The 14,926-nt window shown below is 42.3% G+C and carries 10 protein-coding genes and 3 pseudogenes; 3 read left to right on the forward strand and 10 right to left on the reverse strand.

Annotated elements, in window-relative coordinates; all coding sequences use genetic code 11:
* Window positions 1–149: 149 nt before the first annotated feature.
* The 3 genes from L1D11_RS14080 to L1D11_RS14090 are packed head-to-tail and all read left to right on the forward strand — an operon-like array spanning window position 150 to window position 3,100.
* Complete coding sequence (locus L1D11_RS14080; protein WP_239834190.1) at window positions 150–1,250, forward strand: glycosyltransferase; 1,101 nt, start codon at window positions 150–152, stop codon at window positions 1,248–1,250.
* Complete coding sequence (locus L1D11_RS14085; RefSeq protein ID WP_239834189.1) at window positions 1,247–2,437, forward strand: glycosyltransferase family 2 protein; 1,191 nt, start codon at window positions 1,247–1,249, stop codon at window positions 2,435–2,437. Before L1D11_RS14080 ends, L1D11_RS14085 begins: the two co-directional genes overlap by 4 nt.
* 12 nt (window positions 2,438–2,449) lie before the next feature.
* Window positions 2,450–3,100, forward strand: coding sequence for a sugar transferase (locus tag L1D11_RS14090; protein WP_239834188.1), 651 nt, complete (start codon window positions 2,450–2,452; stop codon window positions 3,098–3,100).
* Between the two features lie 265 nt (window positions 3,101–3,365).
* On the opposite strand, the pseudogene L1D11_RS14095 reads toward L1D11_RS14090, so the two are convergent.
* The 10 genes and pseudogenes from L1D11_RS14095 to L1D11_RS14140 form a co-directional block, all read right to left on the reverse strand.
* Window positions 3,366–4,022: pseudogene (locus L1D11_RS14095) on the reverse strand (IS3 family transposase); the annotation flags it as partial.
* Between the two features lies 1 nt (window position 4,023).
* Window positions 4,024–4,538 (reverse strand): annotated as a pseudogene (locus tag L1D11_RS14100) (IS3 family transposase); the annotation flags it as partial.
* Window positions 4,527–4,873, reverse strand: a pseudogene (locus tag L1D11_RS14105) (transposase); the annotation flags it as partial. The pseudogenes L1D11_RS14100 and L1D11_RS14105, both read right to left, overlap by 12 nt.
* Before the next feature lie 28 nt (window positions 4,874–4,901).
* Window positions 4,902–5,072, reverse strand: coding sequence for a hypothetical protein (locus tag L1D11_RS14110; RefSeq protein WP_239831834.1), 171 nt, complete (start codon window positions 5,070–5,072; stop codon window positions 4,902–4,904).
* Between the two features lie 137 nt (window positions 5,073–5,209).
* The gene (locus L1D11_RS14115) at window positions 5,210–6,064 is read right to left on the reverse strand and encodes an HNH endonuclease (protein WP_065612406.1); all 855 of its coding nucleotides are present in this window, start codon (window positions 6,062–6,064) and stop codon (window positions 5,210–5,212) included.
* Window positions 6,061–6,771: an OmpA family protein gene (locus L1D11_RS14120; protein WP_239831833.1), complete on the reverse strand. Its 711-nt coding sequence runs from the start codon at window positions 6,769–6,771 to the stop codon at window positions 6,061–6,063. The genes L1D11_RS14115 and L1D11_RS14120 overlap by 4 nt, the downstream gene beginning before the upstream one ends.
* A gap of 1 nt (window position 6,772) precedes the next feature.
* Window positions 6,773–8,335, reverse strand: coding sequence for a hypothetical protein (locus tag L1D11_RS14125; RefSeq protein WP_239831832.1), 1,563 nt, complete (start codon window positions 8,333–8,335; stop codon window positions 6,773–6,775).
* A 65-nt stretch (window positions 8,336–8,400) separates the two neighbouring features.
* Window positions 8,401–11,697, reverse strand: coding sequence for an HsdR family type I site-specific deoxyribonuclease (locus tag L1D11_RS14130; protein ID WP_239831831.1), 3,297 nt, complete (start codon window positions 11,695–11,697; stop codon window positions 8,401–8,403).
* Between the two features lie 239 nt (window positions 11,698–11,936).
* Window positions 11,937–13,211: a restriction endonuclease subunit S gene (locus tag L1D11_RS14135; RefSeq protein ID WP_239831830.1), complete on the reverse strand. Its 1,275-nt coding sequence runs from the start codon at window positions 13,209–13,211 to the stop codon at window positions 11,937–11,939.
* Window positions 13,201–14,844 (reverse strand): class I SAM-dependent DNA methyltransferase, encoded by a 1,644-nt coding sequence (locus L1D11_RS14140; RefSeq protein ID WP_239831829.1) that lies wholly within the window; start codon window positions 14,842–14,844, stop codon window positions 13,201–13,203. The genes L1D11_RS14135 and L1D11_RS14140 overlap by 11 nt, the downstream gene beginning before the upstream one ends.
* Between the last annotated feature and the right edge of the window lie 82 nt (window positions 14,845–14,926).

The following is a 14,926-nucleotide window of genomic DNA, read 5'->3' on the forward strand; positions in this document are numbered from 1 at the left end:
AACATTACAGTGCAAGTCACTGATAAATAGTTAGTAATTATTTGGCACAACTCCTGCAAATATCCTGTGTAGTAAACGTTTTAAAGAATCGACTTCCAGAAAAACGTCAGTAAAAGAAAAGCAAGAATAACTAAGGCAGGGACCAAATTATGAATATCCAGTTAACAAAGCATGGTAAAAAAATCATACACGTTGTTCAGCACCTTGCTCCGGGTGGCATAGAAACCCTAACATTAGATTTGTTGCGTCATGCTAAACCAACAGACCAAGTGTTGATTGTAAGTTTAGAAGGCACAAAGCAAGAATCGATAAAAAATTGGCCCATGTTAGAACAGTACAAAAATCAAATCGTCTTTTTAGACAAAGCTCCGGGCATACAATTCAATATCATCATCAAATTGATAAAAATATTTAATGGGATTCGACCTAATGTGGTCCATACCCACCACATTGGCCCGCTACTTTATGCAGGCTATGCAGCTCGCATCACCGGTGTTCCAACTCGAATTCATACTGAGCATGATGCTTGGCATTTGAAGAATACCAAACGTCGTCGCTTACAAGCACTAGCGCTAATGGCTGCCCAACCAACGTTGGTTGCTGATGCAACACGTGTTTACAATCAACTGCGTTGTACCTTTTCATATAAAAACATCATCATCATTAAGAACGGCGTGGATTGTGAGAAGTTCAAACCGATGTTAAAAAAAGACGCGAGAACAAAGCTCGACCTGCCGACTGACAAACACATCGTAGGTTGTGCAGGTCGTTTAGAGCATGTGAAAGGTCAAGACCAACTGATTAAGGCGCTTTCCCTGCTTCCGACCAACACCGTTGTCGCATTGGCTGGTGATGGTTCAAAACGCGTACAACTGGAACAACTTGCTCACCGTTTGAATCTTAGTGATCGCGTAATCTTTTTAGGGCTACTTGAGGACATGACCTCCTTCTACGGCGCGTTAGATACTTTCTGCCTACCTTCTCGTCATGAAGGGTTACCCCTTTCTACACTCGAAGCCCAAGCCTGCAATATTCCGACCGTCGCGATGGACGTCGGCGCTGTCGACGAAACCTTATGCCCACTGAGTAGCACACTCGTTAAAAGTGGCAGCGTCATGGGATTAGCGAGTGCGCTATTAGAAAAGCAAAATGAACGCTTTTTATCACCTCGCCGTTACATACTCGACCACTTCGATATTGTGAAAATGGTTACCTCTTATAATGACATCTCAGAAGGAGCTTACGCATGATCGATTGGTTACTAGCGGGACTTTACTCATTTTCTTGTGCGCTGATTGTATATCATCACGCAGCCTACCCTCTATTATTGCGTTGGTACGCTATAAGCCACCCATCGCCCCACGTTGAAAAGAGTCATCGCTGTTACAAAGAGGAACAACAAGATTGCGCACTACCAACCATTACTATTCTTGTGCCGGCATGTAATGAAGAACAATGGATAGCGGACAAGGTTCGTAACCTTGCATCATTAGATTATCCCAAAAAGAAACTGCAAGTAGTTATTGCATGCGACGGATGTACCGATAACACGGTAGAAATCGCCCAGATGACTATTCAAGAAGCGATGTGCAGTGATACCTATTTTGAGATACATGACCACCAAGTAAATCGAGGTAAAGTCGCGACTATCAATGATGAACTGACACAAATTGCCAGTGATCTTACAGCACTAAGTGACGTATCAGCACTTATTTCACTAGATGCATTACTTATTGCAGCTGCTCACTTTAAAAGTGATAAGGTCGGTGTAGTAAATGCCACTTATCAACTCTATCCAACAGGAAACGAAGGAGAGAATACTTACTGGCAGTATCAAACGACTGTTAAAGAGTCAGAGGCTTCATTCGGCTCGAGCTTAGGGTCTCATGGCGCATTCTACTTGTTCAGAACACACCTGTTTGAACCGCTTCCCCTGAACACTATCAACGATGACTTCATATTGCCGATGCAAATTGTAAAACAAGGTTACATCGCTGAATACGAAACCCAAATGGTGGCATTAGAGTTAGAAGAAACGAACCTAGAAACAGACTTCAAAAGAAGACTCCGTATCTCAGCGGGTAATATGCAACAAGCGATTCTACTGTTTGGCTTATTTAGCCCTAAGTTCAAAGGCATAGCATTTACTTTCTTCTCAGGGAAAGGACTGCGTCTACTTACCCCATATTTAATGATTGCGTGTTTAATGTGCTCAATCTTGCTCAGGGACTACTTAGTATTTGAAGTCTTGTTATGGGCTCAAGTTGCCGTTTATACCATTGGTGTTCTGGGCTGCATCTTACCAAAGCGTCTAATAAACAAGCCTATTTCATTAGTCTCTTATTTTATAGTTGGACACTATGCCAACTTCATTGGTGGCATTCGTTACATAATCGGACTAGAAAACTCACCTTGGACAAGACGAGCTAATCATTAAGGACTTATTAGGATGAACATTGAAAAGCCATTTAACCAATACCAATACAAAATCTCACGTGCTAAACGCATTTTCGATTTCGTACTCTCACTGATTGCTTTGATTTTGCTAGGACCAGTATTTCCACTAATTGCGATGGCGATTGCGCTTACGTCTCGCGGTCCTATTTTCTATCGCCAACTTCGTGTTGGTAAATCAACACCAGAGAAAATGGAACTCTTTGAAATCATGAAGTTCCGTAGCATGTATGAAGATGCAGAAACTCGCTCAGGGGCAGTCTGGGCAACTGCGAATGACCCACGAATCACACCTGTCGGTCGATTCTTGAGAAAGACACGCCTCGATGAACTTCCACAACTGTTTAATGTATTAAAAGGTGAYATGTCTCTAATTGGTCCACGCCCTGAACGCCCTACCTTCTACACCCAACTAGAGAACGAAATTCCTTACTTTACTGAACGAACTTATGGTGTAATGCCTGGTATTACTGGGCTTGCACAAGTGAACCAAGGTTATGACACCTGTATTGATGATGTACGTCGTAAAGTGGGTTTTGACCACAGCTACGCACTGAGTCTATGTTCTGTAAAATCTTGGATTGCAGCGGACTTAAGGATTATTACGAAAACGATTGTTGTTATGGTTGATGGACGCGGTCGTTAACCCTAACGATATGTTTATCTTTAGAGCTCACAAATCTTCAGAGCACGTTAGCCTTGAGAAGCTTTAGTATCGAAACGCGTTAGTATTGATAATTATAACTATCTGGAAACAGAAGCATCAAAAAACAAAAGCTTCGAGAAACATAAGTATTGAGACGATCCCCCTAGGCAATAGTTGATTCAAATCCAACCAAAACCGATGAGTACACAATTACTCATCGGTTTTTTCGATTTTATGATCTGCTCCAGCCAGACTGGACACTTCATTAAGCGACATTTTGATTTTCAAAGTTAACTGGGCTTAGATACCCAAGAGCACTGTGCCTTCTTGTCCGATTATAATCAACCTCTATGTATTCAAAGATTGTTTGGCGCATCTCGTCTCGCGTCATGATCGGCTCATACTGGATCGCTTCAACTTTCATTGAATGGAAGAAGCTCTCAACACAAGCATTGTCCCAGCAGTTTCCTTTCCTACTCATACTTTGCTTTAGATTATAAGCGGTGATGATGTCTCGATAATCTTTTGAGCAGTRCTGACTACCTCGGTCACTATGAACGATAACCTGCTCAGGGAAACCTCGGCGGAACAAGGCCATTGATAACGCATCGCAAACCAGAGTTGCCGTCATTCTGGTATCCATAGACCAACCGACTACTTGCCTTGAATAAAGGTCAATGATTACCGCTAAATACAGCCAGCCTTCACTTGTCGCCACATAGGTGATGTCTCCCGCCCACTTTTGATTCGGAGCCTCAGCGTTAAAATCCTGAGCCAGCAGGTTCGGTGCCACTGGCAGTTTATGTTTGCTGTCCGTCGTACACTTAAACTTACGTGCCGCTTTCGGTGTTAAATCCTGTCGCTTCATACTGGCGGCAATGGTTTTAATATTACGGTTATCACCGTTCTCAGCCAGCTCTTTNCAGCAGGTTCGGTGCCACTGGCAGTTTATGTTTGCTGTCCGTCGTACACTTAAACTTACGTGCCGCTTTCGGTGTTAAATCCTGTCGCTTCATACTGGCGGCAATGGTTTTAATATTACGGTTATCACCGTTCTCAGCCAGCTCTTTTTGGATGCGCCTTGAGCCATCACGGCCTTTGCTATTGTCAAAAGCTTCTTTGACCTTTGTATCAAACTCTTGGCGAGTTACCTCGCGCTGGGCGGTCTTGTGRCGATSCTTAATCCAGTAATAAAACCCACTTCGTGAAACGCAGAACACCTTAGCCATGCGGATAACACTGAAGCACAGCAGGTGTTCGAGCATAAATTCGTAGCAATCTACTTTAGGTTTTTCGCGAAGTAGGTGGCGGCCTTTTTTACGATATCTAGCTCTTCAGCTTGCTCAGCCAATTGTCTTTTGAGTTTGGCCACTTCAGCGGCTAGATCTTTTTCTCGCTGACTGGTGCTGGTGTCGCTCTTAACTGCCACCTTAGCCATGCGGATAACACTGAAGCACAGCAGGTGTTCGAGCATAAATTCGTAGCAATCTACTTTAGGTTTTTCGCGAAGTAGGTGGCGGCCTTTTTTACGATATCTAGCTCTTCAGCTTGCTCAGCCAATTGTCTTTTGAGTTTGGCCACTTCAGCGGCTAGATCTTTTTCTCGCTGACTGGTGCTGGTGTCGCTCTTAACTGCCTTACGCCAACCATAGATCTGGGATTCGTGTAATGACAGTTGMCTCGCTGCCGCAGCTACTCCSACTTTCTCTGCTAGCTTCAGGGCTTCTGCTTTAAATTCAGGGGAATGGATAATACGTTTTTTCTTGCTTGTCATGGTTCACCTCGTTAGTGATTGTACTCACTTAACTCGATGTCCAAAACTGCTGGTGCGGATCATGGTTCTCTTCAAATACCTCGACACCCTTTTGACGAATACGATCAATCCAGTCTTCGGCCTTATTAACGCCGACACCAAAGTGATTAATCGCAGCCTCTTTTACCACTCGATGTTCATTGCGAATCGTAGTAGGCATTAATGCACTGTCATCAGTGTTTATGCATACAGGAGCTCGGAATAACATTTGAACTATCAATCACTCTTATTGAGTCAATACACAAGCATGTACCCTCACTTAAATACGTATACTTGTTTCAAAAGCAAACAGAAACTCTACACTTTCACTTTTCTAAGTTCCTTCAGATAAGACATTTCTTCATCAGAAAGCTTTATGTTACTGTGCTTAGGCTGTTTACTATGGCATTCCTTGCAAAGTGCCATCAGATTGGTAGGGTGACTATTAGATTTGACGCCATCTATGTGATGAGTATGTAGTAACGTCTTTCTCGAAACCAACGAAATACTACATTGTTCACAACAATATCGATGAATTTCTCTATAGGCTAAACTCATTGCCTGCCAATTTTCAGCGTATGAAAAAGAACTATACTCCGCATGACGTGATGGTAAGTATTCCTCTGGAAAGCTGCAATCACGCTCTTGAAGGAACTCCGAAAGGTTAAACTCCCGGCATACCTGTTCTTTTTCTTTTTCAGTAATCGCATCCAAATACGGCTTGTAGTCCAACTCTCTTAAGCAAGATTTACACACATGGAGAGTGACATCAATTTCTTCACCTTTTTCATTACAAATAGGCATCTTTCCATTTAAATATTTTAGTGCGACAAATCGATTAAAACGGGAAGCCTCTTTTTCATCTTTAACCGTTTTACAATTGGTTAAATGGTATTTCTTTCCCTTTTTGTAAGGATCTCTTTCAACTTTTACGAGATTTTTATGCTCCTTGATATATACAATCACTGCATATCCATCATAGTGGAAGAGGTCATCAAATAACTCTAAATCATCACTTGAGTCATTCATAACATCTGGCTTTCGATGTAATTGATACAACCTTTTAAAATCAATCGGTTTAAAGCGAATCGAAAAGTCGCTACTTTCTTTATCTGGTGAAGCGATACTATCAACTAACAGGTTAAATAGACTCAAATCAACGTTTAACTTCATAACTTCTCTAGAATTTCCTTCGCTTTAATTTCCGATTTAGTCACAACCTTAAATGAGATGCGACGAGAGCGACGAGAGTCTTCTTTACCCGTACTATAAATCCTAATCTGAGAGGGGCCATAACCAATCGCCGCAAGCTTCTTCATAACCCACACCCCATGCTTATCTAATGCCCCATCAAAGTTCACCACTTTTTTAAACACTGCATTTGCTCTGCGTTGAGATAAAGCCATATTTTCTTTATATGCTTCTAATTTATCTAGCCCATCCCAATTAGACGAAGTATGCCCTTCAATTTGAATCGCTTGGATATCCTCTTTATGTTGCTCTAACACGTTAAGGTAACGGGGAAAGAATGCCTTGAGTGTATTAAGTAATGCTGGGGGTAAATCGTTACTTTCAGAGTCAAAGTGGTAAGGTTTTGCGTAAAAATCAATACTAAGCGATTTGTCTTTGGCAAGCTCAACATGCCAATCAGAAAAATCCCGTGAAAACTCTTGCTGCAGAGCTATATGAATTCTGACTTGAGCTTCACTGACAGTAATATCCATCTCCTTAATAGCACGCTTCTCTGCATCAATTCTGTTCATCAACGCAACGCTAATAAGTAAAAATATAACCATTAGCCCTGCCATCAAGTCAGATACAGACAACCAATGATTTGACTCTGAACTTTCAGTCTCGTTACCAAATAAATCTTGAGACATACTAGGCTACTTCTTCATTCTGTGTTCTAGCCAATGACAGTTCATCATCAGCTTGTCGGTCACTATTTTTATCCAAGACTCTAACTATCTGCGCTAACCCATTACCCAGATCGGTGAGCACACGTTCAAGCTCACGCTGTATTCCCTCTTCAAACGTTACTGACTGTGCAACTAAACTATTTTCTATTTGCTTTCCAATATTTATTGCAGCTTTAGACTGGATTCTTACTGATTGTTCTATCTGGTCTTCTAATTTTTTATGCTGTTCTAAGGCAAACTGCCCACTCTTAGAGATCTGTTCTCGATGCTTTTCCATAAGTTCTTTGTCAACGTGTACTAATGTGTCACCAATGTTCTTAACATCACTCTTTGTACCTTTGACTAATGAGCTAAGCTGGCTATTTAGATCATCAACCGAATCTTTTAGCGTATTCTTAATCGACTCAGCAGCTGAGGAGAACTCGTGACTAATCGTCGCTACTTGCCTATGCGCATCGTTAATTTCACCCTTTATCTCATTAGAAACATTTGAAAAATCACTACTAAGCTGTTTCGCATTGTTTTGCAAAGTAGAAGAAGCTGAACGAGCACCACTTTCCATGCTAGTACACACCTTGTCTAAAGAGCTATTGACTGTTTTGCACAATTCATCCATCTTCCCCTCAATATCAGGTATAGCGGAAAGTGCATGTTGACGCATTTCAGCAAATACGGATATCCGCGCGTCTAGTTCATTCAATTGGTTCTGCCAGACATCCGTCGTATTCTCTAGGTTGCTCATCGCATTCGGTATGACTTGAGTGTGTGATGCAATATTCTCTAGCGCTACTTCTGTCGCACTTACACTCTCGACAGCGCTCTCAAACGCATCCGTCAGTTGCGCCACTTGTTGTTTATAGTTACTTTGCCATTCGAGTAGCTTTACAACCGAATCATCGAGCCTTTGGAAATTTGAACCAAACTGTCCTACAAGCCCTTTGTTAAAGTCTTTAATCGCTTCATTTAATGACTCAGCAATTTGTTGAGAAGTTTGCTGTGAAAGAGAGGAGGAAAAGTCGCGTAATTCTTGGCTGAGTAAGTCGAAACTCTGTTGACTCTCTTTATTTCCTTGCTCAGTCGCTCTTGTCATTTTTTTTAACTCAGACAAAATCGCATTTTGGCTAGAGTCATTATTTTTGTTTCCTTCTTTTAGTACCTGATGCATTTGCTTTGCTGTGACAACACTACGATTTTTATCAAGCTTTAAATGAATGAGCCCCTTCAATACTATTGAACCTAGCATACCAATAATACTGGACCAAAAAGCAAGGCTGAGGCCATCTAATAATGAAGAGATACTATTATTTAGATTATTCGGATCAAACGAAAGTAGTCCGATCGCAATTCCTAAAAAGGTAAAAAAGACACCACCTGTAGTCAGGTGGCTTGGGAACTGGCGAACTAAAATAGAGGCCTTCTCCCTATATATCAGAACAAGACCCTGAAAAAATATCCCCCCCAAAATAAAAAACGACACCTTTAATACGGTGTTTGGATCGAGGCTCGATAAGAACTCTGTAAACATAATACATCCTTGCCAAATTAACGTTTAGAGCTAGAAATGCTCCATTCTTAGTGGGTGATTAGTTATCACCCATTCTTCTTATAATTCTCAGCCTGCTCTAGCACGCCTTTGTAAACATCATCGTTGGCTACTGGTGGGAAGCCGTATTTGTGTAGCAGTAAGATTAAATCCACTTTCAATTTGGCTTTGATATCATCGCGCCCTGCCCAGTCTGGATATTGGGCGACATTGTCTACCGTAGTTTTCATCTCCTTCGCCAATTCGAGCATCTTGTCATCGTCGTAAGTGAAATCGTATTTCTTGCGCATGTGGTTCAAGATATCGAGGAACGCTTTCTCTTCTAGATCGATGCCTAGGTCTTCAAACGAGCCCATTTCTTTGACTATATCAAAGATAATGTCCGTCATTTCTTGAGAGAAGGTATCGAACTCCTCACCATTCAACACATCATTTTCACGACGTTCGTTGTATTGCTCCACCAGCGATTGGAAGCGCTTAGAGAAGTTCATCCCCTGTAGCTGGTTGACCTTTTTAAAGTCACTTATCGCCTTCTCTAGTAGTTTTTGAAGCAACTGAATCTTGGTGTTAGGCAACTTAATCTTGTTGATTCGAGCTAGGTAATCTTCGTCAAAAATATCGATAGCTTCGGCGTGCTCATCACCAATAGTAAAGATCTCTTCTACCCCATCGGCACGAAGTGCTTCTGCTACTAACTCACGAACACGCTTATTCATTTGTGCCATGTCTGGTGCATCACCTTTGGTTAGCTTAAAGATGATAGAGCGTACTGCGATATAGAAGTGAATTTGATCACGCTCTTGCTGAGATAACAATTCACTACCACAGCAAACATCGTAAGCCGCCTTCATACGGCCGACTAAAGCCATGAAACGGGTTTCGCCTTTCTTGGTTTGAAGAATGTATTCTGCCGACTGATTAAGGCACTCTAGCTGTTTACACGGCTTTCCTGTGTAATAACCTGACGTATCGAACTTGTGGAACATCTGTCTTAATAAATCGAGGTGGTTCTTCACCTCAATAACGGAAAAACGAATATCTTCAAAGTTAGTCTCATCAGCCTTTGAATACATCGCTAAGGCTTGATTCATACGCGACTTGATACCAATGTAATCGACAACCAGCCCTTTCGCCTTGCCTTCAAACTTACGGTTAACACGTGAGATAGTTTGAATCAGGTTGTGTTTCTGCAACGGCTTATCGATGTAGATAGTATCCAATTCAGGAACGTCAAAACCTGTTAGCCACATATCGACCACTATGGCTATTTTGAAGTTCGACTTGGAGCTCTTAAACTGCTGGTCGAGTGATTTTCGATATTCCTTTGTCCCTAGCAGGCTGTACTGATCAGGGTCATCGTCTTTACCGCGCGTCATCACCATTTGCACCATCGCAAGTGGCTTTAACTCTTCTTTCTCTTTATCAGTCAGCTCGACGCCATCAATTGATAGCTTTTCCTCGAACCATTCTGGCTTTAAGATTTTGACTTGCTTATAAAAATCAAACGCGATTTCACGACTCGCACAGACAAACATCGCCTTGCCCTTTATCGTAGAACCTTCTTTAACTCGCCCTTCATAATGTTCAACAAAGTCTTTCGCCAAAGCTTCAATACGGTCAGAGTCACCAAGGATCGCGTTCATATTGGCAGAAGCTTTCTTGCTCTCTTCTATCTGATGTTCATTAGTGCCAGCTTCTGCGCACGCTTGGTAGTATTTCTCTACCTCTTCTAGCTTGCTGTTATCAAGAATGACTTTAGCGGCTCGGCCTTCATAAACAATACGAACCGTAATTTCATCATTAACAGATTCTGTCATGGTGTAGCTGTCTACTGGATCACCGAATACATCAAGGGTGGCATCAATCGGTGTTCCGGTGAAACCAACGTAAGTCGCGCTTGGAAGAGAATCGTGCAGATACTTAGCAAAGCCGTATGTCTCTTTCACATCGACGGCTACACCATCTTGATATTTGATCACCACTTTCTTATCGAGGTTGACCTGTGAACGGTGCGCTTCATCGGAAATACAGATGATATTAGTACGCTCTGAAAGCAATTCGATGTCTTCGGTAAACTTATGAATGGTAGTCAGGAACACACCACCGCTTTTGATGCCTTGCAGTTTGTCTCTTAAGTCTTGGCGGCTTTTAACTGGCACTACCATCTCATCACCAATGTAATCAGAGGCGTTACAGAACTGCTTAGAAAGCTGGTCATCGAGATCGTTACGATCGGTAATAAGTACAATGGTTGGGCTTTCGAAATCGATGCTTTTCATCAGTAGGCGCGATAGAAATTGCATGGTAAAGCTTTTACCACACCCTGTTGCACCAAAGTAAGTACCGCCTTTACCACTACCGTATGGCTTACGTTCTTTGTCGATGTTGTAGTAAAGCTTACGCGCCGCGTAGTACTGCGGGTAACGGCAACAGATTTTTATCTCTTTCTTAGAGGTATCAGGGAAGAAGACAAAGTTCTTCACTACATCAAGTAATCTGGTTTGGTTAAACAACCCGGCAATCATGGTATAGAGGGAGTTAATACCCTCTTTTTCGGTAGACTCGTTGCCCGTTACTTTTCGCCATGCGTAGAAGAACTCATACGGCGCAAACAGGTTGCCCATTTTGTTGTTCACACCATCACTGATGATGCACATCGCGTTGTAGACGAACAGCTTGGGAATATCACGGCGATAACGAACGCAGATTTGCTTCCACGCATCAAAAATGGTCGCGTCTTTCTCTCGCACGGCACTTTTGAATTCAAACACCACTAGCGGTAAGCCGTTCACATAAAGGATGCCATCAGGTATTCTTACCTGTTCATCGACACCCTCAATCTCTAACTGGTTAACGATTTTGTAGATATTGGTGTCAGTCGCTTCTAACCGATTTGTTTCTAGGTACGTAACCTTACCTTCAGCAACTTTTGTTTCAGAGTTATCTGGTTTAGATTTATTCTCTAGCAACGGCACAAACATCAAGCGTAAGGCTTGTGCCAAATGTCTTGTATCGATTAACTCAATATAGAGGTCTTTCTTTGAGCGATCTTCACGCTTAAACAAGAAGCCATTAGTCAGCCATTGGCAGAAGGTTTTATTGCTGTGGTACAAATCACTGGCAGGCAACGTTGAGATCATACGCACAATGGTGTCGATTTCGCTCTCGGTTATACCATCGCCTCGATACTGCTTAGCAAGGTAGCGTCGTAAGTCATCTAAAATGAGCACTTGTTCTTTGTCTTCACGCGCTATTTGTTCACCCACTACGTGTGGGTAGCCTTGCTCACCCAATAGCTCAATAATGGCCTGTTCGAGTTTGGCTTCAGTAAATTTTAAGCTCATCGCCTTTTCCTACTGCTGTTTGACGTTGTTTGTTGTTTTCTAGATTGAGTTATTTGAGTTTTATTTTGGTGTAAATCGGTTTTGTTCTGTCATCTGAGGTGTGTTTGATTCGCCACCTTAGAACTTCACCTTCGTCATCTCAGAACCGAGGGACGAGGTATCTGAGATCTCGCTTTTCATCACCACCAAAAACGAGATTCCTGATAAGTTCGTCCCTCACTTTCTGGAATGACGAAAGGTTACTCCGCCAGCGCTTTAGCTTGTTCTACTTGTACACTTTCTAAGTCGATTTCGCCGGAAAGCAATTTCGGAAGCAAGGTGTCACGAAGCTTAGCTAACTCCAAACTTTGAAGGTCATTGGCATATAGACGATCGAATAATGGCCTTACAAGGTCACCAAAGTTCTGCATTAAATCATCGCATGGGATGATAAACTCCATTTCCTTAATATGGTTTGTATTGACATACTTTTGGACTGTGCCCAACGCCCGAACTTTCAAGAAGTGAAGTTGGTGTTTGGAGTTTAGATTTGTAAGCATGAAATTTACGTCAATGTTTGACTTACACCTAATGCGACCAACCCTCTGATTTAGTATATATTTATCAGATTCAGTGATTATACCTGTCTTTCCCAATATACCCATCGCTTGAGTCATATCAGTCATAGCCATAACCAAGTCATCTTTGTTTAAATGATGTTTTTGGTGTTTTGGCAAATTGTAAATTTCTTCAGAGACGTATTTATCATGAGAAGTTTGAATAAATTTCCCCTCTGTACTGATGTTCCCCAAATCAACGACCGAGAATCCTTTATCTGAGTAACCAGTTGTATAGAAGGCAAATCCATTTTGGAATTCAGCTACTTCTTCCAGAGATCTAACATTCCACCCCTCAGGAATCAAACCCACCTCAGACTCAACGAACTTTTCTGGGAAAAGCGAGGCAGTGGCGGCATCCATCCCTTTTGGCTGTTCGCCATTCATTTTGGCTTTTACAGGGTCGAAATCGACAAACCAAGACTTGAAGATGGCTTGCGCCATTTGCTCTAGGGTTTGGTTGATTTGGTTGTTGAGGGTGATTTTTTTATCTAGATCTCGTAAATGAGTAGCTAACTTATTCTGATATTTAGGGCACTTTGGAACAGATACCTTAGCTCTGTGAAGGTCATTCCTATTTACCCCGGGCACAGCACCTTTGTCCGTATAGTCTTTATAAGATACGGTTTTCAAATAGTAATAGATAAATAATGGATCATTCCCCTTAAAATCTTTTACATAAAGCGTTGTATTTAGAGGCCAAAAATCTTCTTCTATATAAAACACCTGCCCAATCGTGCCATATCGACCAGTTACAACACCCGGTGATTTTATTTTCACTTCATTATGTAAACCGGAATGCCCAGAAGATGAAACAACAGGTACACTTCCATTTATCCGCTTTGTTTTAGGAAGGTCATATCCACGTTTCAGCTCAATGACATCACCTAGCTCAGTATTTATCCATTCATTCCCCATAACCCAACGCCTCCAAATTACGGCGAATCGCTTTATCCAACTCATGTGATTGATTCATTTGGCTGTATAAGGTTTGTGAAAGCTCACTCATCTTGGCTTCAAACGGAATGCCATCATCTTCCACGTCGGCTGCGCCAACATAGCGCCCCGGAGTCAGTACAAAGTCGTTAGCCTTAATCTCAGCAGTGGTTGCTGATTTGCTAAAGCCTGCTTGGTCTTGATACTTCTCTACTTTGCCATCACCACGTTCAATACGCGCTTTAAGTTCTGCTTTATCACAGCGCCAAGCATGGTATGTATCGGCAATCAGCGCGATATCATCTTTAGTTAGTTCTTTATTGGTGCGGCTAATCATGGTGCCCATTTCACGGGCATCAATAAACAGCGTCTCTTTTTGGCGGTTACGGAAACCTTTGGTGGTGTTCTCGGTTTTGTCTTTTGTGATAAACCAGATACACACAGGGATTTGCGTAGTGAAGAACAACTGCCCCGGCAAAGCGATCATACATTCAACGCGATCGTTCTCGATTAGCTGCTGGCGGATCTCGCCTTCACCAGACGTATTTGAACTCATAGAACCATTGGCCAATACAAAACCAGCCGTGCCTGTTTCACTTAGCTTAGACAGCATGTGCAAAATCCAACCGTAGTTGGCGTTGCCTGTTGGCGGTGTGCGATAGCCAGCAAAGCGCGCATCATCGGTTAGCTCTGCTTCATTACGCCAACCTTTAAGGTTAAACGGTGGGTTAGCCATGATGTAATCGGCTTTTAAGTCTTTATGCTGGTCAGCAAAAAAGGTATCGGCTGCACGCTCACCTAAGTTGCCAGATAAACCGCGAATGGCTAGGTTCATCTTCGCCAGTTTATAAGTGGTCGAGGTCAGCTCTTGGCCATAGATAGCGATGTCCTTGGTGCGCCCTTCGTGCTCTTTAATGAACTTTAAAGACTGAACAAACATACCGCCGGAGCCACAAGCCGGGTCGTAGATCTTACCTTGGAAGGGTTCTAGCATTTCAGCTAACAGTGTTACCACAGATTTAGGCGTGTAGAACTCGCCACCGCCTTTACCTTCGGTTGCTGCAAACTTACCTAGGAAGTATTCGTAAACACGACCCACTAAGTCTTCTTCGCTCATGTCGCATTCGTTCGCTTTTCCTTCACGAACTAAGGTATCGATGTTTTCAATGCTGTCGATAAGTGACGCCAGCTTTTTCACTTCCAAACCTTGGCGCGAGAAGTAGTTATCTGGCAAAGCGTCTTTTAAGCTTGGGTTGTTTTTTTCGATAGTCGATAAAGCGGTATCAATGATGATAGCGATATCGTCTTGCTTAGCGCGCGCTTTGACAAACGACCAACGCGCATCTTCTGGTAAAAAGAAGATGTTGTCTTGTTGGTAGAACTCTTTCATCTCAACAAAAGCTTCTTGCCCGTCGTCTATCATCTTCTGACGGCGTGCTTCAAACTTATCGCTGATGAACTTTAAGAACACAAGGCTTAATACCACGTGTTTGTATTCAGATGACTCAACACTGCCACGCAGCTGATTAGCGGTATCCCAAAGGGTCTCTTCAAAGCCTTTGGTTGCTTTTTTAGCTGTTGAAGCAGCTTTCTTGTTAGCGGGTGCTTTTGCCATGTTGTTAATTACTCGAATAATGTAGGACTCTGCTTTCAAGCGCAGACTATTGAGGGCGATTATATATGAAATTGAATGAGTT

This window comes from Vibrio sp. Isolate32 (assembly GCF_022397955.1).
Lineage (GTDB): Bacteria > Pseudomonadota > Gammaproteobacteria > Enterobacterales > Vibrionaceae > Vibrio.